This window comes from Bordetella genomosp. 9 (genome assembly GCF_002119725.1).
Lineage (GTDB): Bacteria > Pseudomonadota > Gammaproteobacteria > Burkholderiales > Burkholderiaceae_B > Bordetella_C.
The window spans coordinates 839,908-863,210 of record NZ_CP021109.1; the positions used below are offsets into that span (position 1 = coordinate 839,908).

Sequence of the window (23,303 nt, forward strand, 5' to 3'; positions counted from 1 at the left end):
GGCGCAACGCCTGAGCAGGCGGCGTGCCCGGAACCGCCGTTACGGCGGACCGCCGGTCAGCCGGGGTTCCGCCGGCGCAGCGGTGAGCAAGGGGTAAGGATTGAGCGCGCCGCCGTGCGCGTAGATGCCATAGTGCAGATGCGGCGGCGTGCCCTGGGCGTTGGAGAGGCGGGCGGCGGACTTACAGCGTTCCCACCGTCTGCGGGGTCTCGCCCTCCAGCGGCGCGGTCAGGGCCAGGGCCTGGCGCTCGAACAGGCGGCGGTACACGCCATCGGGGCGCTGGATCAGGGCGTCGTGCGTGCCCTGTTCGATGATGCGGCCTTTCTCCATCACGATCAGGCGATCCAGCGCCCGTACGGTGGACAGGCGGTGCGCCACCACCAGGGTGGTGCGGCCCACCATCAGCCGCTCCATCGCCTGCTGGATCAGCATCTCGCTCTCGCTGTCCAGGCTGGAGGTGGCCTCGTCCAGGATCAGGATCGGCGCATCGGCCAGGAAGGCGCGCGCGATCGCCACGCGCTGGCGCTCGCCGCCCGACAGCTTGACGCCGCGCTCGCCCACCAGCGTTTCGTAGCCGCGCGGCAGCGCCATGATGAAATCGTGCGCGCTGGCGAGCCGCGCGGCATTTTCGATCTCCGCCTGCGTGGCGCCGGGCCGCGCATAAGCGATGTTCTCGGCCAGGGTGCGGTGAAACAGCACCGGCTCCTGCTGGACGATGGCGATCTGCGCGCGCAGCGAAGCCTGCTGTACCTGCGCGATGTCCTGGCCGTCGATCAGAATGGCCCCTTCGTTCACGTCGTACATGCGCTGGATCAATTTGATGAGCGTCGTCTTTCCCGATCCGGAATGACCTACCAGGCCGACGCGCTCGCCGGGCGCGATGTGCAGGGAAAAATCGCGGTACAGGGGCGTGGCGTGGCCGCCGTACTGGAACGTCACGCGGTCGAACCGGATATCGCCATTCTCGATGCGGATCGGCTTGGCGCCTGGACGGTCGGCGATTCCCAGGGGCTGGCGCTCCAGGTTGACCAGCTCTTCCATGTCGTTGACCGACCGCTGCAGGTTGCGCACGTGCATGCCGACGTCCCGCATGTAGCCTTGCAGGATGAAGAACATGGTCAGCGCGAAGGCGATGTCGCCGGCGCTGGCGCGGCCGTTGGCCCACAGCAGCAGCGCCGCGCCCACGATGGCCGTGCGCATGATGACCAGCATCACGCCCTGGAGCCCGCCGTTGAACGTGCCACGTATCCAGCCCCGGTAGGTGCGGCGGCGCCATTTGCCCACGATGCGCTGCAGCCGCGCTTCCTCGCGCGTCTCGGCGCCGAAGGCCTTTACCACCGCGTTGCAGCTGATGGCGTCGGCCAGCGCGCCGCCCAGACGGGTGTCCCAGACGTTGGCCAGGCGTGCAGCCGGCGCCACGTAACCCAGCGACAGGCTCACCGTCACGGCCAGGTAGATGACGGCGCCGACGCCGACAATGGCGCCCATGACCGGCCAGTGCGCGCCCAGCAGCGCGGTTGCGCCCACCAGCATCACCAGCGAAGGCATCAGGGCAAGCAGCAAAGTGTCGTTGAGCAGATCCAGCGCCCAGATGCCGCGCGTGATCTTGCGCACCGTGGAGCCGGCAAAGGTGTTGGCGTGCCAGTCGCTGGAAAAGCGCTGCACCCGATGGAAGGCCTCGCCGCAGATCCGGCTCATCATGCGTGTGGTCAAGGCGGAAATCACCGCGAAGGCATACTGGCGCAGCAGCATGCCCGCCAGGCCCAGCCCGATCAGCAAGGCGAAGGCCGACACGGCGGCGCGCCAGACGGCCGGGTCGCCTGGCTTGCCCGACGTCACCGCGTCGATCAGCCGGCCCGCATACATGGGGGTGACGACATCGGCCAGGGCCGAACAGAGGACCAGCGCGGCGATCAGCAGGATGCGGCTGGGCTCGTTGCGCCAATGGTGAAGGGTGAAGCCGAGGACGTCCTTGAAAACGTGGCCTCGCAGATCGATACGCTTAGGGGTCATACCAGGAAAGAGAAAAGGCGGTGCGAAGCCGCGGGCGGCGGCGCGGCTTCGAAGCATTCCATTATCGCCGCCGGCCGCCCTGCCGGACGTCCTCGCTGGCGGGCGGACGCATCGTCGATGCCGCAGCCGGCGCTTCCACACGAAGCACGGGCGATTCCTGCTACCCGGACACCGGCCTGACCTGCGCCCGCGACAGGCCGCCGCGCTGGCTGTGCGATCCGTGCTCGTTGGCGTAGACCCAGGTGAACTCGGCGCCCAGCAGAAAAACCTGCGCCGCGTAGTAAACCCAGATCAGGACCACGACCAGCGAGCCGGCCGCGGCGTACGAAGACGCGACAGACGCCTTGCCCAGGTACAGCCCGATCAGGAATTTGCCGATTTCGAACAGGACCGCCGTGACGAACGCGCCGGTCCAGACGTCGCGCCACGCCACCGATGCGCTCGGCATGAACCGGTAGATCATGCCGAACAGGGCGGTCATGATGACCAGCGCGACGACGACGTTGAGCACCTGCAGCAGGATTTCCCACGCCGGCAGCAAGCCGGCTGCCCACGCTCCGAATGCGCCCAGCACGGCGCTCACCACCAGGGACACCAGGAGCAGGAAGGCCAGCGCCAGGACGAGCCCGAAAGACAGCAGCCGCGCGCGGATCATGCCCCAGATGCCGGAAGGTTTCTGCCGCTCCGGCACCTTCCAGATGCGGTCCAGCGCGCTTTGCAGTTCCGCGAACACGGTCGTCGCGCCGATTGCCAGCACCACCAGACTGACGATGGTCGCCACGATGCCTTGCTCGGGCTCCTGCGCGCCCTGGACCACGCCTTCCACTGCCTTGGCCCCGTCCGGGCCAACCAGCCCGCCGATCTGGTCGAACAGCTGGCCCTGCACCGCTTCGCGCCCCCAGAAGAAGCCCGCGATGGCGATGACGATGAGAAGCAGCGGCGCCAATGAAAACACGGTGTAGAACGCGATGGCCGCCCCCATGCTGGCGGCGTAGTCGTCCATCCAGGCCTTGACGGCCTTCTTCACCAAGCCGAAGAAGCGCTTGATATGCATGGCGGTCCCCTTCCTGTCGTCGTGGGGCACGGGTGGAGCAAACGGTGTGCCTTTCCGATGCGGCGGTGCGCGGACGCGCCGGTCACGCGCGGCGGCGCGCCATGGTAGCGCGCCGCGAGGGAACAGGGGCCAGGCCGGGTCGGCCAGGGTCCGCGCGAGTGCGGAACCGCGCGAGTGCCGAACCGCGAGTGCCGAACCGCGAGTGCAAACCTCAACAAAATTTCGTTCTGAAGCAGGCAAAACCAAGTTTTGCCAAGGGGAACGCCATCAATAATGAAGCCGCCCGGCTTTGCAGGGGACGGGCCGGCCAGGTGCCGGCTGCCGCCCCGCTCCGGGACATGTCGCGAAGCGGCGTGCTGCCGCCCGCGCCATCGGAAAACACCATACGGAGACGACCATGCAAACCACCGAACGCTTGTCCCGACGGCGCCTGTTCGGCGCGGCGGCCGCCTGTGCGCTCGCGATCCTGGCGCCCTACGCGCCGGGCGCGCACGCCGAGTATCCGGACCGCGCGATCAAACTGATCGTGCCCTATCCTCCGGGGGGCGCCACCGACGTGGTGGGACGCGTCATCGCCATGAAGCTGTCGGAGGAGCTGAAGCAGCAGGTGGTGGTGGAAAACCGCGGCGGGGCGGGCGGCAACCTGGGCGCCGACGCGGTCGCGCGGTCCGATCCGGACGGCTACACGCTGCTGATGGGCGCCATCACCTCGCACTCCATCATGGCCACCCTGGAGAAAAAAACCATCTCCTACGATCTGATGCGGGACCTGACGCCGGTGGCCACCATTGCCGCCGTGCCGCTGGTATTCGTGGTCAATCCCAAACTGCCGATACACAACCTGCAGGAACTGATCGCCTATGCCAAGGCCAATCCCGGCAAGCTCACCTACGCCTCGTCCGGCGCGGGCGCGCCGCAACGGATGGCGGCCGAGCTCTTCAAGCGGCAGACGGGCGTGGACATGCTGCACGTGCCGTATCGCGGCAGCGGTCCCGCGATGACCGATCTGGTGGGCGGCCAGGTATTGACCATGGTGGAAACCGTGCCGGCCTCGCTGCCGTTCATCAAGAGCGGGCAATTGCGCGCCCTTGCGGTTACGATGCCGGAACGCATCTCCATGCTCCCCGATACGCCGACGGCCGCCGAGGCGGGCCTGCCCAATTTCAACGTGGCGTCGATGTTCGGCGTGCTGGTGCCCGCCCGCACGCCGGCCCCCGTGGTGGACCGGTTGAATGCGGCGCTGGGCAGGATTCTCGTGATGCCGGATACGAAGGAAAAGCTGTTGCAGCAGGGCGCCTATGCCGTGGCGCCGGCTCCCGCAAGCCAGGCCCGCCAGCGCCTGCAGGCCGAAGTGGACCAGTGGGCGCAGGTGATCCGGGATGCCAACATCACGGTGGATTAGCCGCCGGCGGCGCCATGGCGGCAGCCCCGGCCGCGCCGGTGCGGGATGCCGATGCGCTGGCGGCGACGCGGTATCGCGGCGTATGGACGGCATCCCGCCGCTGTGCGCCGGTTTCAATGAGTGAAGGAAATCCATGTCATCGAAGTCATCTCCTCCGTCTCCGTCCGACGCCCCCACGGGCATGCGCAAGGGCCTGACCAGCTACGGCGACGCCGGTTTCTCCCTGTTCCTGCGCAAGGCCTTCATCAAGGGCGCCGGGCTGACCGACGATGCGTTGAGCCGGCCCATCGTCGGCATCGCCAATACCGGCAGCGGCTTCAACCCCTGTCACGGCAACATGCCGCAATTGGTGGAGGCGGTGAAGCGCGGCGTGATGCTGGCGGGCGGACTGCCGGTGGAGTTTCCCACCGTCTCGATCCATGAAAGCTTCGCCTCGCCGACCAGCATGTTCCTGCGCAACCTCATGGCCATGGACACCGAGGAGATGATCCGCGCGCAGCCCATGGACGCCGTGGTGCTGATCGGCGGTTGCGACAAGACCGTGCCGGCGCAGCTCATGGCCGCCGCCAGCGGCAAGGTGCCCGCCATCCAGCTGGTCACCGGCTCCATGCTGACCGGTTCGCACCGCGGCGAACGGGTCGGCGCCTGCACGGATTGCCGCCGCTTCTGGGCCAAGTACCGGGCCGAGGAAATCGACGACGCCGAGATCGCGGACGTCAACAATCAGCTGGTGGCCAGCGTGGGCACCTGCTCCGTCATGGGCACCGCCAGCACCATGGCCTGCATTGCCGAGGCCCTGGGCATGGCCGTGCCGGGCAGCGCCTCCCCGCCCGCCGTCACGGCCGACCGCATCCGCGTGGCGGAGCGCACCGGCGCCGAAGCCGTGGCCCTGATCGGCCGCAAGCTGACGCCGGATCGCATCCTGACGCCCAAGGCCTTCGAGAACGCGCTGCGCGTGCTGCTGGCCATCGGCGGCTCCACCAACGGCATCGTGCACCTGACCGCCGTCGCGGGACGCCTTGGCATCCGCATGGACCTGGACGCCTTCGATCGCATCGGCAAGGAAACGCCGGTGCTGGTGGACCTGAAGCCGTCCGGCCAGCACTACATGGAAGACTTCCACAAAGCCGGCGGCCTGCGCACGCTGCTGCGCGAACTGCGGCCGCTGCTGCATCTGGACGCGATGACGGTCACCGGCCGTACGCTGGGCGAGGAACTGGACGACGCACCGCCGCCGTTCCCGCAGGAAGTCGTGCGTCCCTTCGGCGACCCGGTCTACGCGCAAGGCGGCATCGCGGTGCTGCGCGGCAACCTCGCGCCCGGCGGCGCCATCATCAAGCAGTCGGCCGCGACGCCGGCCCTGATGGAGCACGAAGGCCGCGCGGTGGTGTTCGAAGACGTCGAAGACCTGGCGAAACGGGTGGACGACGAGTCGCTCGACATCCGGGCCGACGACATCATGGTGCTGAAGAATATCGGGCCGGTGGGCGCGCCGGGCATGCCGGAGGCGGGCTATATGCCGATCCCGCGCAAGCTGGCGCGCGCCGGCGTGAAGGACATGGTGCGCATTTCCGACGGCCGCATGAGCGGCACCGCGTCCGGCTCCATCGTGCTGCATGTGACGCCGGAGTCGGCCATCGGCGGGCCGCTGGCGCTGGTGCGTACGGGAGACCGCATCCGGCTCAGCGTCAGCCGGCGCGAACTCTCCCTGCTCGTCGATGACGCGGAACTGGCCCGCCGCAAGGAAGCCTGGCGGCCGCGTCCTGCTCGCGAAGGCGACGAGCGGGGCTACCGGAAGCTTTTCCTGACCGCGGTGACGCAGGCCGACAAGGGCTGCGATTTCGACTTCCTGCGGCACCCCGGGGACAACGGCAGCACGCCGGTCGGCAAGCAGTAGGGCGCCTGGCGCGGGCGCGCCGCCGGCGTCAGTCGCCGTGCGGCGCCCGCCGCCGGGGCGGCCGCGAGAAAACGGTCCGGGCGTCTTCCAGCAGCGTTTCGGCCAGTGACGCCCGCGCGCCGGGCGATTGCCAGACGAGCCCCACGCGGCGCACCGGCGCGCGTCCAGGCAGGGGGATGCGCGTCAGGGCATAGCGGGAAGACCACAGAGAGGACCAGTCCGGCAGCAGGGCCACGCCCAGCCCCTGGTCGACGAGGGCGGCCACGCCCAGCAGGCTGTCCATTTCCAGCCGCTGGCGCGGCACGATGCGATGATCGCGCAGATAGCGGTCGGCCAGTTGTCCACCCAGTACGGACCGGTCGTAGCGGATGAAAGGTTGGGTGCGCAGCAGCTCGTGCGGGTCGCGGCCTTCCATGCCGGCGGGCGCCACCACGACCAGCGGCTCCTCCATGACGGCCTGCCACCGCACGGTCTTGCCGATCGCGAATTGCGGCTCGACGACGATGGCCGCGTCCAGTTCGCCGGCGCCCACGCGGTGGCACAGGTCCACCGAGGCGCCGGGCGTGACGAACACGGACAGGCTGGGATGGCGCTCGTAGACGCGCCTGAGCACCGGCGGCAGCACGCTGGTCATCGCCGATACGAAAACGCCTAGCCGCAGCTCGCCCATGGCGTCGTCGTTTTCCGCCAGCGCCGCCAAATCGCGCGCATCGCGCAGCAGCGCGCGGGCGCGATCCAGGATGCGCATGCCGGCCTCGGTGGGCCGCACCGAGCGCCCGGCACGCTTGATCAGCGACAGGCCCAGCGCATCTTCCAAAGCCTTGATCCGCGCCGCCACGGCGGTCGGGGTCAGGTCGAGGCGCCGCGCCGCCTGCGCGAACGACCCGCTTTCCACCACCGTGACGAAGCTCTGCAGATATCGCGTATCCATGCGGGATGTCCGTTTGCCGCGGTTGGCTGCCGGACCGACGGCTGCGGCCGGCGCGTCTTCGCAACCCGCGAGTGCTGGAGGATCGGCCGTTTCTGTGGAATCGGGCCGCGAATCGTGAAAAATATTGCGGTCTGATAGTAACGGAAAGGCCTGTTTCTATGACAGGATGGCGTATCACCATACCAGGCATGCGCCGCGCTCGCCTTCGAGCCCGCGGCCGATAAGGAGGAGTCCCCATGTCCCTGCCCGATCGTCTGCGCGGCGTTCTGTCGCCCGTTCTCACGCCCTTCAATCCGGACCTGACGCCCAGCGCCGACGGCCTGGTCCGGCACTGCCGCGCGCTGGTGGAGCAGGGGGTGGGGCTGGCTGTGTTCGGCACCAATTCGGAAGCCGCGTCCATGACGGTGGCGGAAAAGCGCGCCCTGCTGGATGCCTTGCTGGCCGCGGAGCTGCCGCCCGATCGCATGATGCCCGGCACTGGCGCTTGCGCGATCGGCGACGCCATCGAGCTGACCCGCCATGCGGTGCGTGCGGGCTGCGCCGGCGTACTGGTGCTGCCGCCGTTCTATTACAAAGGCGTGAGCGACGAAGGTTTGTTCCGCGCCTATGCCCAGTTGATCGAAGGCGTCGCCGACGACCGCCTGCGCGTCTACCTGTATCACATCCCGCCGGTCAGCGGCGTGCCGATCACGCTGGGATTGATCGAGCGATTGCTCAAGGCCTATCCCGGCCAGGTCGCGGGGGCCAAGGACAGCTCCGGCGACTGGGACAATACGGCTGCCATGGTGCGCGAGTTCGCCGCCGGCGGCTTCGACGTCTTCCCCGGCAGCGAGGTTTTCCTGCTGCCGGGCCTGCGCGCCGGCGCGGTGGGATGCATCACCGCCACGGCCAACGTCAACGCGGGCGAAATCATGCAGTTGTACCGGCAATGGCAGACGCCGCAGGCCGACGCTCTGCACGATCGCGTCCGGCGGATTCGCGGCATCTTCCAGGCCTTGCCGATGATTTCGGCGATGAAGGAAGCGGTGGCGTGGCAGTCCGGCGATACGGCGTGGCGCGCCGTGCGTCCGCCGCTGGTCGAGCTCAAGGAATCCCAGGCGGCCGAGCTGCGCCGTCAGTTGACCGAAGCGGATTACCGCATGCCGATGGCCGAGACGCTGGCGTACGCGAAGGGCTAGCGTTGGCAGCCGCCCTGGGGGGATGCCCCGGGGCGGACCGCTACTCGGTCTGGATGCCGGCGGTCTGGATCAGTTGCCGCCACTTCGCCACTTCCGATTTCTGGAAGGCGGCGAGCTGCTGCGAATCCATGCCGCTGCCGTCGATCGCCATGTCGTCGAATTTTTTCCTGACGTCCGGCTCCTTCAGGATTTTCAGGATTTCGGCGCTGAGTCTGTCGACGATGGGACGCGGCGTGCCGGCTGGCGCGAACACCGCTTGCCAGGACACGACCTCGTAGTCCTTCAGACCCAGTTCCTGCATGGTGGGCACATCGGGAAGATGCGGGTCGCGCTTGGCCGATGTCACGGCCAGCGCGCGCAGCTTGCCGGATTGCACCAGCGGCAGGGCAGGCGGAATGTTGTCGAACGCCATGGAAAGCTGGCCGCCCAGCAGCGCCTGCAGCACAGGCGCGCTGCCCTTGAAGGGGACGTGCATGATGTCCACCTTGGCCGTCACCTTGAACAGTTCTCCGGAAAGATTTTGCGACGTGCCGTTGCCGGACGAACCGTAGCTGAGCGCGCCCGGCTTCGCCTTGGCGGCGGCCAGCACATCCGCGACGCTATGCAAGGGGCTGTCGGCCTTGACCAGCAGCACGTTGCCCAGCTTGCCGGTCAGAGCCACCGGCACGAAGTCCTTCACCGCGTCATACGGCATGTTCTTGTACAGGCTGCCGTTGATCGAGTGCGAACTGATCGTGCCGCCGACCAGCGTATAGCCATCGGGCTTGGCCTTGGCGACGAAATCGGAGCCGATATTGCCGCCGGCGCCGGGCCGGTTTTCCACCACGACGGTGGTGCCCAGCGCAGGGCCCAGCTTGCTGGCCACCAATCGCCCGATGATGTCGGTGGCGCCGCCCGGCGCGAAAGGAACGACATAGGTGATCGGTTTGCCGTGCGGCCAGGCATCGTCGGCATGCGCGCCGGCGGTCAGGCCCAGGACGCAGACGGCGGACAAGGCAAGTCGGATGGCAGCGTGCATGGATGTCTCCTCTGTGTATGGTTTTATGCCGCAGCGAAATAGCATAAACGCGCGGTCGGGAGGCGATATCCGAACAGACCCGGATGGACGGCGGCGCAAGACGGCGTTTCGCCCGCTCCGGGTTCGTTATTGCAGCAGCGTCGCGGCCAGGCCCGCGGCCGCGCAGGCGCCGATCAACGGGATCACGCCCGCCTTGAAACGGAACAGGGCGATGGCGGCCGCCAGCGCGAGCAGGGCCGAGAAGGCGTCGAAACGGCCATGGAGGCCATCCGGCCAGAAGACGTGGTAGCCGAAAAAAAACGCCAGGTTCAGGATGACGCCGACCACGGCGGCGGTGATTGCGGTCAACGGGCCGGTGAAGGCCATGTCCTTTTTCGTGGCCTCCACCAGGGGGCCGCCGGCCAGGATGAAGGCGAAGGAGGGCAGGAACGTGAACCACGTCACGACCGCGGCGCCCAGCGCGCCGCTCAGAAAGGGCAGGCCCGGCCCGAGCAGCGTGTGCGCATGCCCGGCGACGTAGCCGACGAAGGCGGTGACCATGATGAGCGGCCCCGGGGTGGTCTCGCCCAGCGCCAGCCCGTCGAGCATTTGCGTGGCGGTCAGCCAGCCATAGTGGCCCACCACGGCCTGCTGGATATACGGCAACAGGGCATAGGCCCCGCCAAAAGCCAGCAGCGCAGCCTTGGTGAAGAACCAGCCCATCTGTGTGTACGCGCCCTGCCAGCCGTACAGCGCCGCCAGCAGGCCCAGCGGCGCAGCCCACAGCGCCAGAGCGCCCGCGGCCACCAGCCACAGCCGGCGCCACCGGAACCGCGCATGGGGCGGCGTGGGCGTGTCGTCGTCGATCAGCGCCGTCGAGTCACGGGCCGCTTGCCCGTGCCCGGCGCTTCCCAATGAGAACCGCTCGGGCCATGCTTTGCCGCCCGCGAAGCCGAGTATGGCTGCGGCGGCGACGATCAGCGGGAAGGGAACGTTGAACGCGAAGATGGCGATGAAGGCCGCCGCGGCAATGGCCCACAGCGCGCCGTTCTTCAGGGCGCGGGTGCCGATGCGATGCGCCGCATGCAGCACGATCGCCGTCACGGCGGGCTTGATGCCGTAGAAGATCCCGGCGACCACGGGCAGGTGCCCGAACGCCATGTAGACCCAGGACAGCGCGATCAGGATGAACAGCGACGGCAGCACGAACAGGCCGCCGGCGACGATGCCGCCGCGCGTGCGGTGCAACAGCCATCCGATATAGGTGGCGAGTTGTTGGGCCTCGGGACCGGGCAGCACCATGCAGTAGTTCAAGGCATGCAGGAAACGGCCTTCGCTGATCCAGCGCCGGCGTTCCACCAGTTCGGTGTGCATGATGGCGATCTGCCCGGCCGGGCCGCCGAAGCTGATGAAGCCGAGTTTGAGCCAGAACCAGAACGCCTCGCGGAAGCTGACCGGCGATGGCGGCGGGTCGCGAGTGTCCGACGACGAAGGGGCGGATCGAAAGGCGGCTGTCATGGATGTGTCATGGTTCAAAAGCACCGCCGCGCGGCAGGACTTCCTGCCGCCGCATGGCGCCGGACCGCGCGGATTGTCGCAGGAATCTCATTGCAACGCGGACTGCGCCTCGGATGCAGCGGGAAAAGCAGCGGCGAAGCGGTGGCAAAGGACGGCGGCAGAAGCGGCGGCGAGCGATTGCAGCTTTATCGCGGATGAAGCAGGGCCGTAACGGCGCCAACGGGATGCCAGCAATAGATACCGTCCCCTTCCGAAGGGCGCGACGGCCAGGCTATTTCGTGCGAAGGCGTCCGATTAATGGCGAACATGGCAGTTCGCGAGGCCCAGAGCGGAACCCCTGCCATATGGCCGATACGAAGGCGGCGATCCGGTGGCGCATCGGCGCTGCCACTCATTCACCGCCTTGATGGCCTTTCGTTGATGATTCACTCCGTGCCTGCATTCCGCCGTCCCCCGACCCTTGCCGCCTGTTGGCGCGCGTCACCTCTCCCTTTCTATCGCCCGTCCTGAACGGCAACCCTGGAAGTCACCCATCCGAGGCAAGCCGTCCCCTGCTCGTCACGCGGGCGCGCGGGCCGGAGAGCTTGGCGGTCCAGCCCTCGGCTTTGCCAGCGCGGCACGGCTGCTCCCGATCGGGATTTGTTAGCCGGGGGCTCTCCACGTTCGCCGTCGCACCGCCATCGCGCCATGCTGCCGTGCGGACATGGCCGGCCCGCGGGCAGGCGCCGCTGTTTCACTCTTGACAACCCTCCACCGTATGAAGCCATCCAAGCATCCGAACAAAAACGGCGCCTTCGCTGCCGATCCCGCTCACCCCGCACAGAAAGAGAACGCGGCTCATTCGGCCGCGGACGCCCGTCCGCCCGCTGCGGCGCCGCGCTGGATCAGCCGGGCGCTGTACGGCGCCGCATCCGTCGGGTTCCTGGTATGTCCCGGCGCGGGCGTGTTTGCCGCGGACGATGCCGCGCAGACCGGGCGGGACAAAGCACGGACGCTTTTTGCACGGCAGGGAAACGCCGGCTTGGCGCAGTATGCGCCCGTCCCGCGGCATCCGGGCGCCGCGCCGCATGACAGCGCAATGCGCGATGTGTACCGCGACGAAGATGCGCCGAACAGCATTGGCGCCTTGCTCCGCGGCGAAAACCGTGATCTTTACCGCGTCGACGTGACGCTGCGCGGCGCGAACAGCACGGGGATGCGGCTGACGCCTGCGTCCCGGCTTACGGTTGATGAGACGGATATCAACGTGCACGGCCCTGACAGCACGGCGTTTTCCATGCAAGGAAGAAAACCGGCGCCGGGCGACAAGCTATGGCAACCCGGCGAGACCAGCGCCCACGTTGCCAACGGCGTTATCCGGACCACTGGCGCGCGTTCTCCCGCGATCCAGCTATCGCACTCCATGCTGACGCTGAAAGGAATCTGCGTGTCCGCGGAAGGACCCGGCGCGCGCTTTGCCGTCGGCAACGAATCCGGCGTCTTCCGGATGGAGGGCAATCGGACGCAACCGACGCTGAAAAGCACGGGCTACGCCATGGCCGCGTGGACCAGCAACACGAGCCAAAAAGCGAAGTTCCATTTGAAGCGCGTGTCCGTGACGAGCGACGTCCATGGCCTGCTGGAGGTAGGGCGCGGCGAGGGGGACGCAGGCAAGGCGCCGCCGGCAAGTGTCGACCTGATCCTGGATGAGACCAACGCGATCGGCGATGTGCGAGGCGGCACACCGCTATCGCCAAGTGCCGATATCACCTTGCTGAACCGCTCCAGTTGGCAGGGCGCTACTGACGTCGGCAGAAGAGTGGAGGTGCGCAGCGGCAGCGAGTGGAAGATCGACGATCATTCCCGTGTCGATACGCTGTTCACGGAAGCCGGCACCGCCGTCGCGTTTCAGGACAGGGCGCCCATCGCGGGCAGCCGCAAGGCGTTCTATACCCTGGAGTCGGCCCATCTCCATGGAGAGAGCGAATTCCGCATCACGACGGATATGTCAACGGTAAGCAGCGACAAGCTCGTGGTGAAAAAGACCGTGGAGGGCCGGCATGTGATCGCGCCGGGCAATGTCGGTCAAGCGCCGGAAAAGATCACCTCCGTCGATGTGGCCGACGTGCCGAAGGGCGGCGCCGCCGGATTCGCCTTGCCCGGCGGCGCGCCGACCGTCCAGCTCGCCGGCCATTCCTATACGTTGCAGAGCACACAGGAGGAAACCGGTAGGGAAACGGTTTGGCTGGTTCCGGAGGGCGCTCCCTTCATCCGGCCTTTCTGGGCCGCCAAGGATCCGTCCACGCCGCCTCGTGAAACCAAAGTGGTGGCCGAAATCTCCCGCGGTGTCGAGAACTCCCGCTACACGATGCAGGAGGATCCGCTGCGCGAGCCGAAGGTGATCGCCGAAATGCCCGCCGTCATCCATGGCGTCCCCGATCCGATACGGCCGGAAACGCCGCGCGAACCGACGGAGGTTGCGGAGACGCCGGCCGTGGTCCAACGCGTCTTCGCCACGATGCAGCTGGACCCGCCGCGCGCGACCAAGGTGGTGGCCGAGATTTCCCGCGGTGTCGAGAACTCCCGCTACACGATGCAGGAGGATCCGCTGCGCGAACCGAAGGTGATCGCCGAAATGCCCGCCGTCATCCATGGCGTCCCCGATCCGATACGGCCGGAAACGCCGCGCGAACCGACGGAAGTTGCGGAGACGCCGGCCGTGGTCCAACGCGTCTTCGCCACGATGCAGCTGGAGCCGCCGCGCGAAACCAAAGTCGTGGCCGAGATTTCCCGCGGTGTCGAGAACTCCCGCTACACGATGCAGGAGGATCCGCTGCGCGAGCCGAAGGTGATCGCTGAAATGCCCGCGGTTGTCGAAGGCACGGGTGAATCGATGGAGCTGGATCGCGCGCGGCCCAAAACAAAGGTCGTCGCCGTAGCGCCCGCTGTTACCCATGGCGAGGGTGCCGAGACGGAACCGAAGGCGCCCGTCTCTGACCAGCCGGAAGGCAACGAACCCGCGGCGCCTCGGGCCCCGGAGAACCCCAAGGTGCCGCCCCGCGACGACGGCGGCGAGTCCGGAGCGGGCGGCGATGGCGTGAACGCGGACGGTGACCCGGGCAACGATCCGGGCAACGATCCAGGCAACGATCCAGGCAACGATCCGGGCAACGCGGACGAGGACGGCAAACAGGACAAGCGGAAGGAGCGGGCAAAGCAAAAGGAGCAGGACAAGCAGCAGGAGCAGGACAAGCAAGAGGAACAGGGCGAAGCGCAGGATGGCGAGCACGCCGAAGAGACCGGGCAGGAAGAGACGGCGCAGGAAGAGACGGCGCAGGGAGAGACGGCACAGGAAGAGGCTGAGGAGGAGGCTGAGGAAGAGGAGCCCCCCGTCGAGGAAGAAGCGCCGCAGGAACAGGCCGCGGCGCAGGCGGAACCCCCGCCGCCGCCGGCTGCGCCGCCAATGTCGCCCGGCATGGCGATGGCCGTGACGAACTCCGGGCTGGCAGCGGGTCAAAGCCTGTGGAATGCGCAACTCGGCGCGGTGAACCGGCGCCTGCGTGCCGTCCGCGACGGCGGCGCTTCCACTCTGCCGACCGGCATCCACGCTGTTGACGAAACCGGGACAGGCATCTGGTTCGACGGCGTGGAAGGGCGCCAGAAAATCCGGCATCCGCTGACGGGCGAGTACAAGCAGGACATCTATGGCTTCGTGATGGGGATCGATCGCGCCATCGATGTGAAGGCCGGCCGCTGGCATCTCGGTCCGCTGGTGGGGTACCTGAATTCCAGCCGCGATTTCAAGGACGGCAAGGGCAACACCCATAGCGTTCAGTTGGGCGCCTACGCGACCTTCCTGAGTGCCGGCGGCAGCTACTTCACGGCTATTGTCTCGGCCGGACGTTATCAACATCGGATGCGCGTGGCGGATGAGCCGCGGGCGCAGACGACCACGGGATCGTTCCGCAACAAGGGCGCCGGCGTTTCGCTGGAGGCCGGCAAGCGTATGGACCTGCCAAAACGCTGGTTCGTCGAGCCGCACGCCGGTATCGATTACCTGCGTGTCGGCGGTTCGCGCTATCGCCTGAGCGACGACACGAAGGTGCGCGACCACGGCGGCCATTCGCGCCAGGTGCGCGCCGGTCTGCGCGTGGGGCGTGACGTGGAAGGAGGCAATGGCGGCATCCTGACCCCGTACGTGCGCGTCGGCATGGCGCACGAGTTTGGCAACCGCAATCGCGTCACCGCAGGCGGCACGACGACGGCTGCGGATCTGGGCGGCAACCGCCTGGAAGCCGGCCTGGGGCTGGAGGCGAAGTTCGGAAAAGGCAACAGCGCCTACGTCGACTACGGCTATGCGAAGGGCAGCCGCTTCGAGCAGCCTCGCGTGGTGACGGTCGGCTTCCAGTATCGCTGGTAATGAAGGGCGGCCTTGCCCGCATGCGGGCAAGGCCCGGCCCCATCGGCAGGTCTAGCTTGCGCCGGTGCGGTGCTTCGGCGAGAGCCAGGCCGCGCAACCGGCGGGTCCTCCCTGGCCGGCGACATACATGGCGCCGTGGCGGTAGAGGCGCCAGGCATCCAGGTCCTGCGCACCGGCCAGCACCCAGACCGCGCCGGCGCGGTCGGTCCAGGCAATCCGCGCGCCGGTGCCTTTCAGGGCGGCGAGCATCGCCGCGCCGCCCTGGCCAGGCCGCATCACGACCGTCATCGTGTCGCCGTATCCCCGCAAGGGAAACAGATTCAGCGTGCCGGCAAGCAGGCACGCGCCGGCCAGTCCCATCGCAAGTCCGCGGTGCCCGGGACTCGATCCCGCAGGACGGCGCCGCAGCCACCATCCCGCCGCCAACGGGATCAGGCCGAAGACGATCAGCCAGGCCAGATCCCACAACAGCGGATTGTCCGAGTCCATGCGGATGCGATGGATGCGCGTGATCCAGTGCGACAGGACGGCGTCCAGCACATGCCAGACGCCGAAGCCTATCCAGAAGTTGGCGAGCAATCGGCGGCCGCCGCGCGGCAGCGATAGATCGGCGCGCGCGCGATAGAGCAGGTAAAGCCCCGCCAGCCCGATGACGTACATGACCGCGTGGAAAAGGCCGTCCGCCATGACCTGTATCCGCAGGTCGGCAAAGCGCGGGGATTGCAGTCCCGACAGCAGATGGTGCCACTGCAGGATCTGGTGCAGCAGTATGCCGTCGAAGAAGCCGCTGACCGCGAAGCCGAGCGTATAGCCGGCCCAGTTGTAAGAGGGGGAATAGCGCGTTTCCGCGCGGTACATGGTATGGGCTGCATTCATGGCTGTTCCTCGCGCTGGCCGGGGCGTCCGGCGGGCGGCCGCCCTGCGGGAATCGGTCAAGCGATAAAGGCGGCGCGCCGCGGATTTCCAGAAAACGAAAACGCGGGGCAGCAGGTTTCGGACCTGCCGCGGCCGCGACCGGAGCCGACATGGAGTCCGCCTCGGCATGCGATTTGCAAAACCGCCAGGCGCAATCGCAACGTATCGCTTGCACGATCGGCGCGATACTCGCAACATCGTCGCATTCCGGCGGTCGCCGCGACGGGCCTTGCCCAGGTCCGGCCGGTCCCCGTAGCGGGAAGCTGCCGGAGCTGTACACGGAGGTTTGACGTGGACATCTTCGAAACCATCACGGCTCACCAGGAAGCGATGCGCCTGCCGCTGTACGCGGTCACCGTTACCGCCGCGGCGCGCGTCGACACGCCGGTTCTGTTGATCCTGCACTGGCACGGCTTTCGCCGCGAAACGCCACTGCGTCTGGCGGGCGGCGAACAGCCGCCGGCCCGGCCCGTCGCCGGTTCGGCGCTGCAGATCGACGACCATTGGGATTCGGTCGCGGCGCTGGACCAGGCCATGCTGGATGCGGCGTGGCGCCTGGGCGCGTGGGATGTCGAGCGCGAGACGCGGCCGCCATGGTGGCGGCTGGGCGCGCCGGCAGGAGAAGCGTTGGCCTGCCGGCGGGCGTTCGGGGAATACCCGGACGCCGATCCTGGCGAGGAGACGGTCATCGCGGAGGCGCCGGACCGTCCCGCCATGATGGAGATGGCGGCCCGCCGGGGCTATATCCGCTGGCTGTTCCGTCCGCGCAAGGCGGGGCTGTGGGCGGAACTGAACGACGAGGACAGCACCGTGGACGAAGCGGGCGGGCGGCAACCGCCTTGCCCCGTTGCGCCGCGCCCCTGGACGGGCGCGGACCGCAGCCGCACCGTTTACCGGCTCGGCCATGTCGATCGGCTCATCCTGCCTGATTCAATTTGATACAAACTCGTCGCCGCCCCGCCTCTTGAAGGCGGGCGGACAGCCCTTATCTCCCGGTCCGCGGCCGCTCCGGCCGCCTGATGCGCCCCGCCGCCGCCATTCCTGGCGCTGTCCGCGGGGCTGCATGGATTCCCTTTCTGGTGATCTGTCATCGCTTAGGAGATCAATCATGAAGATTCGTCCCCTTCACGACCGGGTTATCGTCAAGCGAATCGAAGCGCAGCGCAAGACCGCTTCCGGCATCGTGATTCCGGACACCGCCGCGGACAAGCCCGAACAGGGCGAAATCATCGCGGTTGGCAGCGGCAAGGTCCTGCAGGACGGCACGGTGCGCCCGCTGCAACTGAAAGTCGGCGACCAGGTGCTGTTCGGAAAATATTCCGGCCAGACGGTCAAGGTGGACGGCGAAGAGCTGCTGGTGATGCGCGAGGACGACATCTTCGCGGTATTCGAGCAGACCAGCGAGCTGAAAAAAGCCGCCTGATCCCCCGCATAACCACGGCTATTGCATCGGAGTAGAAAAATGAGCGCGAAAGACGTCAAGTTCCATGACACCGCCCGTGCCCGCGTGGTCAAAGGCGTCAACATCCTGGCCGACGCCGTCAAGGTGACGCTCGGCCCGAAAGGCCGCAACGTGCTGCTGGAGCGCAGCTTCGGCGCGCCCGTGATCACCAAGGACGGCGTGTCGGTGGCCAAGGAAATCGAACTGAAGGACAAGTTCGAGAACATGGGCGCCCAGATCGTCAAGCAGGTCGCGTCCAAGACCGCCGACGTGGCGGGTGACGGCACCACGACCGCCACGGTGCTGGCGCAGGCCATCGTGCAGGAAGGCATGAAGTACGTGGCCTCCGGCATGAACCCCATGGATCTGAAGCGCGGCATCGACCAGGCCGTCACGGCGGTGGTGGAAGCGCTGCGCAAGCAATCCAAGGCCATCTCGACCAGCAAGGAAATCGCCCAGGTGGCCGCGCTGTCCGCCAACGCCGACGAGGCGATCGGCAAGATCATCGCCGACGCGATGGAGAAGGTGGGCAAGGAAGGCGTGATCACCGTCGAGGACGGCAAATCGCTGGAAAACGAACTGGACGTGGTCGAGGGCATGCAGTTCGACCGCGGTTACCTGAGTCCGTACTTCATCAACGATCCGGAAAAACAGGTCGCCACGCTGGACGATCCGCTCGTGCTGCTGCATGACAAGAAGATCTCCAATGTGCGCGATCTGCTGCCCGTGCTGGAGGCTTCCGCCAAGGCCGGCAAGCCGCTGCTCATCGTGGCCGAGGACGTCGAAGGCGAAGCGCTGGCGACGCTGGTGGTCAACGCCATGCGCGGCGTGCTGAAGGTCGTGGCGGTGAAGGCGCCCGGATTCGGCGACCGCCGCAAGGCCATGCTGGAAGACATCGCCATCCTGACCGGGGCCACGGTGATCTCCGAGGAAACCGGCAAGCAGCTCGAGAAGGCCACGCTGGAAGACCTGGGCAGCGCCAAGCGCGTCGAGGTGCAGAAGGAGAACACCATCATCATCGGCGGCGCCGGCGAGCAGTCCCGCATCGATGCCCGCGTGAAATCGATCCAGAAGCAGATCGAGCAGGCCACCAGCGACTATGACCGCGAGAAGCTGCAGGAGCGCGTCGCGAAGCTGGCCGGCGGCGTGGCGGTCATCAAGGTGGGCGCCGCGACCGAAGTCGAGATGAAGGAGAAGAAGGACCGCGTCGACGATGCGCTGCACGCCACCCGCGCGGCCGTCGAGGAAGGCATCGTGCCCGGCGGCGGTATCGCGCTGCTGCGCGCGCGCGCCGCGATCGGCGAACTGAAGGGCGCGAACGCCGACCAGGACGCGGGTATCCGCATCGTCCTGCGCGCGCTGGAAGCGCCGTTGCGCGCCATCGTCGCGAATGCCGGCGAAGAGCCTTCGGTGGTCGTTGCCAAGGTGCTGGAAGGCAGCGGCAACTTCGGCTACAACGCCGCGACCGGCGAGTATGGCGATCTGCTGGAAGCCGGCGTGGTCGACCCGACCAAGGTCACCCGCACCGCGCTGCAGAACGCTTCGTCCATCGCCGGTCTGATCCTGACGACGGACGCCACCGTGGCCGAGCTGCCCAAGGAAGAAAAGGCGGCCGCGCCCGCGGCGCCCGACATGGACTACTGATCGCCTCGGACATCCTCGCCTGCATGCTTGAAAACCGCGCCGCCCCTGGTGGCGCGGTTTTTTTCTGTCGGTAGGATGCATCGATGCGTCGCATCGGCGCTGCGGAACGGGCGCTCGAAGCCGGCTTGGCGCGGGTGGAAGCGGCACGCCTGCGGACCGGCCGCGGCGGCGTCGCCCGGAAGGCGCGCCATTGCACGTAAAATCGCCGCGCCGGGGCGATGGTTCTCGCATTGCGCGGCCATCATGCACGTCGATCTCCTGACTCTATACCTGCTCGCCGCCGGCACGCTGCTCGTCAGTGCGGCAATGACCTACTGGGAGCGCCGCAGCAATCCCAAGCGCGCCGCATCCCTGCGCATTCTGGCAGCGGGGTTCGCGACTCTGGCGGCAGGCTGCGCCGCCGTGCTCTTCCGTCGCAGCCTGCCCGGCATGGCCGTTTCAGTGGTGAGCAATCTCGTCATCCTGACCGGATACCTGCTGGTCCTGCAGGGCGTGGCATCGTTGAGCGGCCGCCGCTACCGCATAAGTCCGGCCGTCCTGCTCATCGGGATGGGCGCGGTATGGGCGACGGCCGGATTGCGCTCGCAGGAAATGGTCTGGAGCTATCTGAGCTCCATCCCCATCGCCATCGCGAGCGGCATGACGGCCTGGGAACTATGGCGATGCGAGCCCATGCGGCCGCTGCCGTCCAGGCATATCGCTGTGGCCGTGACCGGCGCGCATGCGCTTGTCTATGCGGCCAGGGCATCCATCCTGCCGTGGCTGGTGTCGGCGTACGGTCCTGGCGTACAGGCCATCGCCAGCAACATCACCGTCTACGAGGGCGTGCTCTATTCGGTGATTCTGCCGATGACGCTGATCAAGCTGCTGCGTGAAGAAACGCATGGCCAGCTGCTGCGGGAGTCGCAGACCGATTACCTGACCCGGCTCGGCAATCGCCGATGGTTCTTCGAAGAGGGCGAACGCGTGATCCGCATGGAAAAAAGCGATGGCCCGTTTGCCGTGCTGGCGTTCGACCTGGACCACTTCAAGGCCATCAACGATGTCCACGGACACCAGGCGGGCGACAGGGTGTTGAAGTCTTTCGCGGAGATCGCCCGCAGCGTCTTCGGAGCGGACGCGATTCTGGCGCGTATCGGCGGTGAGGAATTCGCGGCCTTGCTGTGGGGCCGCGACGCCGTCAACGCGAGGGTGATGGGCGAGGCCGTGGCGCGCCGCTTCGCCCAGACGATTTCCGGCCGTGACGACAGCATGGCCATACCGGCGACGGTGAGCATCGGCCTGGCCCGGTACGATCGCGCCCCGCCGCCGCTGGCGGATGCCTTGGCCGCGGCCGACCGCGCCCTGTACCGCGCCAAATCGCTGGGCGGCAATCGCCTGGAGTCGGCGCAACTGGCCGCGGCCCCGGCCGCCGGATGATCCGGCGGGGCCGGCCCCGCCGGGCGGCTAACCGCGCGCCGGCGCCAGCGTAAACAGACGCACCGCTTCTTCCAGCACTGCGGCCTGCTCGCTCAGGCGCGCCGCCGTGGCGGCGCCCTGTTCCACCAGGGCTGCGTTCTGCTGCGTGGCGCCGTCCAGTTCGGCGACGGCTTCGTTGATCTGCAGGATGCCGCGCGCCTGGCTGCCGCTGGCGTCGGCCACTTCGCGGATGACGTCGGCCACCCGATGCACCGCGGCGTCGATGGCCGCCATCTGGCGCGTGGTGCGCTCCACGAGTTCGGTGCCCTCGGCGATCTGCGCCACGCTGGTCTGCACGACATCCTTGATTTCCCGCGCGGAGGCGGCGCAGCGCTGCGCCAGGTTGCGCACCTCGCCCGCCACGACGGCGAAGGACTTGCCGACTTCGCCCGCGCGGGCGGCCTCGACGGCGGCATTCAACGCCAGGATATTGGTCTGGAAGGCAATGCCGTCGATGACGCCAGTGATGTCGGCGATCCGCTGCGATGCGGCGGTGATGCCTGTCATCGTGTGTTCGACCTGCGTGGCGATGCGGCCGCCATCCTCGGCGGCCGTCAGCGCTTCCTGCACCAGGTTCAGCGCCCGCACGGCGGCGTCCGCGTTGCCCTGCACCGAACGCGTCAGTTCGTCCATCGTCGCCGCCGTCTGTTCCAGCGAGGCGGCCTGTTGCTCGGTGCGTTGCGACAGGTCCAGATTGCCGCTGGACATTTCGCGGGTCGCGTCGATGACCCCGCGAATCTGCAGGCGCACGTCCTGAACGATGGCGGTGAGATTCGCCTGCAACTGGCGCAGCGCGCGCTGGGCCTGGCCCAGGTCGTCGCGGCCATGCGATTCGATGTCGGCCGTCAGGTCCCCCGCGGCCAGGCGCGCGGCAAAGCCGGACATGTTGCGGGCGGGCGCTCCGATCTGGCGCGAAAGCAGGGCCCACGCGATACCGCTGACGACGGCCGCCGCGCCGGCGCCGATCCAGAAAGGCAGGGGCGCCACGCCGCCGAAGGCAAGGCAACCGGCCAGGGCCAATGCCGCCAGCGATGCCGCGTGGCCGATGCCCACGCGCGCGGCCATGGGCAGCCGGCCAAGCCGGCCCAGCGCGCCCGCCAGGCCTGTGCGCACGAGCGCGCCTTCCTGCAGGCGCCAGCCGCGCAGGCGGCCTTCGCGCATGCTGGCGTACAGCGCCTCCGCCTCTTCCACTTCCTCACGGCTGGGGCATACCCGCACGCTCAGGAATCCAACGGCCTCGCCATCGCGCATGACGGGCGTGACGTTGGCGCGCACCCAGTAATGGTCGCCGTTCTTGCGGCGGTTCTTCACCATGGCGGTCCAGGGACGTCCGGCCCGTATCGTGGTCCACATGTCGGCGAAGGCTTCGCGCGGCATATCGGGATGGCGGATGACGTTGTGCGGCTGCCCGACCAGTTCTTCCCTGCTGAATCCCGAGACTTCGATGAAGGCGGGATTGCAGTATGCAATGGTGCCCTTCAGGTCCGTCGCGGACACCAGCATCTCGTTCGTCGGAAACAGGTATTCCCGCTGCGTCACAGGTTCGTTGATGCGCATCTTTCCCCCTCCGGCAGGTTGGCGTGCCGGGCGCTGCAAAATCTAGAAACGTCATGTTACTAGATAACCATACACGCGTCAGGGGCAAGACCGGTGCGCGCCGGGCGTTGCGCCGCGGACAGGAGGCGGGGGGACGATGCGCCAGCCGAACGGCATGGAGGACGGCTATCCGCGGCGCGCCACGCTCAAGACACAGCCGACGGCCAGTACGGCCAGCGCGCCCATGGCGAAAGTCGCCATCGGCATGCCGCGCGCCATGTCGCGCGCGATCTGCCCGGCCTGGGGCCCAACCAGCTTCATCCGGCGCCGGGTCATCTCCGCGCCGAGCTCCTGCAGCCGCTCCATCGAGAACAGGCGCTCGGCCTCCGGCAGCAGCACCGTTTCTTCGTCCGCGACGTGGTGGATGACGTCGCGCATCAGGGCCATGACGGTTTCGTCGTAGCGCGCGTCGGTTGGCTCCATCGCGCGCAGCTCCCCGATCAGACGGCGCATCTCCATGTGCTCGGGAACGCTTTTCTGTATGACTTCGTTCTCCGTCACGGCGCGCATGGCGGGATAGAAGATTTCTTCTTCCAGCGTGGCGTGGATCTCCAGCGCGGTACAGATCACGCCAACCAGGCCGGCTTTGCGCGAAGGCGGGAGGTCGGCGTGATAGCGATGGAAGGTGGTCAATACATGGGTGTGGTCCAAACGGATCATGCTGGTGATCCGGGGAAGCAGCCGCTGATACCTGCGCGATTGGCGCTCGGGGCCGTGGCCGTATTCGAATTCGGAGGAGTCGGAAGGAAAGTCAGTGGCGCTCATGGCGGGCTCCCGGGTGGAAGGAAGGACGGCCGGGCATCGGCCGGGTCCTACGCCGCGCAAGCTCCATTCCCGTCCCGCGGGTTGAGCCCCGGCC

The 23,303-nt window shown here is 67.7% G+C and carries 17 protein-coding genes and 1 pseudogene; 8 read left to right on the top strand and 10 right to left on the bottom strand.

Translation table 11 applies throughout. The features are described from left to right. Positions 1 to 39 precede the first annotated feature (39 nt). The 3 genes and pseudogenes from CAL13_RS21440 to CAL13_RS03980 form a co-directional block, all read right to left on the bottom strand. A pseudogene (locus CAL13_RS21440) lies at positions 40 to 162 on the bottom strand (M23 family peptidase); the annotation flags it as partial. A 19-nt stretch (positions 163 to 181) separates the two neighbouring features. Then, positions 182 to 2,014 carry an ABC transporter ATP-binding protein gene (locus tag CAL13_RS03975; protein ID WP_086056219.1) on the bottom strand — a complete coding sequence of 611 codons (1,833 nt, stop codon included), beginning with the start codon at positions 2,012 to 2,014 and terminating at the stop codon, positions 182 to 184. Positions 2,015 to 2,174: 160 nt separating this feature from the next. Continuing rightward, the gene (locus CAL13_RS03980) at positions 2,175 to 3,068 is read right to left on the bottom strand and encodes a YihY/virulence factor BrkB family protein (RefSeq protein ID WP_086059231.1); all 894 of its coding nucleotides are present in this window, start codon (positions 3,066 to 3,068) and stop codon (positions 2,175 to 2,177) included. 397 nt (positions 3,069 to 3,465) lie between these two features. Between CAL13_RS03980 and CAL13_RS03985 the strand changes: the two genes are divergently transcribed. Both CAL13_RS03985 and CAL13_RS03990 read left to right on the top strand, forming a co-directional pair. Further along, complete coding sequence (locus CAL13_RS03985) at positions 3,466 to 4,470, top strand: Bug family tripartite tricarboxylate transporter substrate binding protein (RefSeq protein ID WP_086071587.1); 1,005 nt, start codon at positions 3,466 to 3,468, stop codon at positions 4,468 to 4,470. 133 nt (positions 4,471 to 4,603) lie between these two features. After that, on the top strand, positions 4,604 to 6,367 hold the full coding sequence (locus CAL13_RS03990) for an IlvD/Edd family dehydratase (RefSeq protein WP_086071588.1): 1,764 nt from the start codon (positions 4,604 to 4,606) through the stop codon (positions 6,365 to 6,367). A 28-nt stretch (positions 6,368 to 6,395) separates the two neighbouring features. On the opposite strand, the gene CAL13_RS03995 is transcribed toward CAL13_RS03990, so the two are convergent. Beyond that, positions 6,396 to 7,298, bottom strand: a complete 903-nt coding sequence (locus CAL13_RS03995; RefSeq protein WP_086071589.1) for a LysR substrate-binding domain-containing protein — start codon at positions 7,296 to 7,298, stop codon at positions 6,396 to 6,398. A 236-nt stretch (positions 7,299 to 7,534) separates the two neighbouring features. On the opposite strand from CAL13_RS03995, the gene CAL13_RS04000 reads away from it, so the two are divergent. Next, positions 7,535 to 8,476 carry a dihydrodipicolinate synthase family protein gene (locus CAL13_RS04000; RefSeq protein ID WP_086071590.1) on the top strand — a complete coding sequence of 314 codons (942 nt, stop codon included), beginning with the start codon at positions 7,535 to 7,537 and terminating at the stop codon, positions 8,474 to 8,476. A gap of 40 nt (positions 8,477 to 8,516) precedes the next feature. On the opposite strand, the gene CAL13_RS04005 is transcribed toward CAL13_RS04000, so the two are convergent. Together CAL13_RS04005 and chrA are read right to left on the bottom strand one after the other, a co-directional pair. Next, positions 8,517 to 9,494: a Bug family tripartite tricarboxylate transporter substrate binding protein gene (locus CAL13_RS04005; RefSeq protein ID WP_086056224.1), complete on the bottom strand. Its 978-nt coding sequence runs from the start codon at positions 9,492 to 9,494 to the stop codon at positions 8,517 to 8,519. 126 nt (positions 9,495 to 9,620) lie between these two features. After that, positions 9,621 to 10,991, bottom strand: a complete 1,371-nt coding sequence (chrA, locus tag CAL13_RS04010) for a chromate efflux transporter (protein ID WP_086071591.1) — start codon at positions 10,989 to 10,991, stop codon at positions 9,621 to 9,623. A gap of 757 nt (positions 10,992 to 11,748) precedes the next feature. On the opposite strand from chrA, the gene CAL13_RS04020 reads away from it, so the two are divergent. Beyond that, positions 11,749 to 15,390, top strand: coding sequence for an autotransporter outer membrane beta-barrel domain-containing protein (locus tag CAL13_RS04020; RefSeq protein ID WP_198297908.1), 3,642 nt, complete (start codon positions 11,749 to 11,751; stop codon positions 15,388 to 15,390). 51 nt (positions 15,391 to 15,441) lie between these two features. Here the strand turns inward: CAL13_RS04020 and CAL13_RS04025 are convergent, their stop codons facing one another. Then, positions 15,442 to 16,266 carry a DUF2243 domain-containing protein gene (locus CAL13_RS04025; protein ID WP_232467762.1) on the bottom strand — a complete coding sequence of 275 codons (825 nt, stop codon included), beginning with the start codon at positions 16,264 to 16,266 and terminating at the stop codon, positions 15,442 to 15,444. Positions 16,267 to 16,596: 330 nt separating this feature from the next. Here CAL13_RS04025 and CAL13_RS04030 point away from each other — a divergent pair, with 330 nt between their 5' ends. The 3 genes from CAL13_RS04030 to groL all read left to right on the top strand — a co-directional run bounded on the left by CAL13_RS04030 (position 16,597) and on the right by groL (position 19,390). Continuing rightward, on the top strand, positions 16,597 to 17,244 hold the full coding sequence (locus CAL13_RS04030; RefSeq protein ID WP_086056229.1) for a diguanylate cyclase: 648 nt from the start codon (positions 16,597 to 16,599) through the stop codon (positions 17,242 to 17,244). A gap of 169 nt (positions 17,245 to 17,413) precedes the next feature. Beyond that, complete coding sequence (groES, locus tag CAL13_RS04035) at positions 17,414 to 17,728, top strand: co-chaperone GroES (protein ID WP_086056230.1); 315 nt, start codon at positions 17,414 to 17,416, stop codon at positions 17,726 to 17,728. A 39-nt stretch (positions 17,729 to 17,767) separates the two neighbouring features. Continuing rightward, entirely contained in the window at positions 17,768 to 19,390 is a 1,623-nt protein-coding gene (gene groL, locus CAL13_RS04040; protein ID WP_086056231.1) for a chaperonin GroEL, read from the top strand. On the opposite strand, the gene CAL13_RS04045 is transcribed toward groL, so the two are convergent. Further along, positions 19,384 to 19,635 carry a hypothetical protein gene (locus CAL13_RS04045; RefSeq protein WP_086071594.1) on the bottom strand — a complete coding sequence of 84 codons (252 nt, stop codon included), beginning with the start codon at positions 19,633 to 19,635 and terminating at the stop codon, positions 19,384 to 19,386. The genes groL and CAL13_RS04045 overlap by 7 nt on opposite strands. Here CAL13_RS04045 and CAL13_RS04050 point away from each other — a divergent pair. Further along, positions 19,634 to 20,809: a GGDEF domain-containing protein gene (locus CAL13_RS04050; RefSeq protein ID WP_086071595.1), complete on the top strand. Its 1,176-nt coding sequence runs from the start codon at positions 19,634 to 19,636 to the stop codon at positions 20,807 to 20,809. The genes CAL13_RS04045 and CAL13_RS04050 overlap by 2 nt on opposite strands. A 27-nt stretch (positions 20,810 to 20,836) precedes the next feature. Here the strand turns inward: CAL13_RS04050 and CAL13_RS04055 are convergent, their stop codons facing one another. Both CAL13_RS04055 and CAL13_RS04060 read right to left on the bottom strand, forming a co-directional pair. Further along, complete coding sequence (locus CAL13_RS04055; protein ID WP_086056233.1) at positions 20,837 to 22,405, bottom strand: methyl-accepting chemotaxis protein; 1,569 nt, start codon at positions 22,403 to 22,405, stop codon at positions 20,837 to 20,839. A gap of 165 nt (positions 22,406 to 22,570) precedes the next feature. Then, positions 22,571 to 23,104 carry a hemerythrin domain-containing protein gene (locus CAL13_RS04060; protein WP_086059232.1) on the bottom strand — a complete coding sequence of 178 codons (534 nt, stop codon included), beginning with the start codon at positions 23,102 to 23,104 and terminating at the stop codon, positions 22,571 to 22,573. Positions 23,105 to 23,303: the final 199 nt, after the last annotated feature.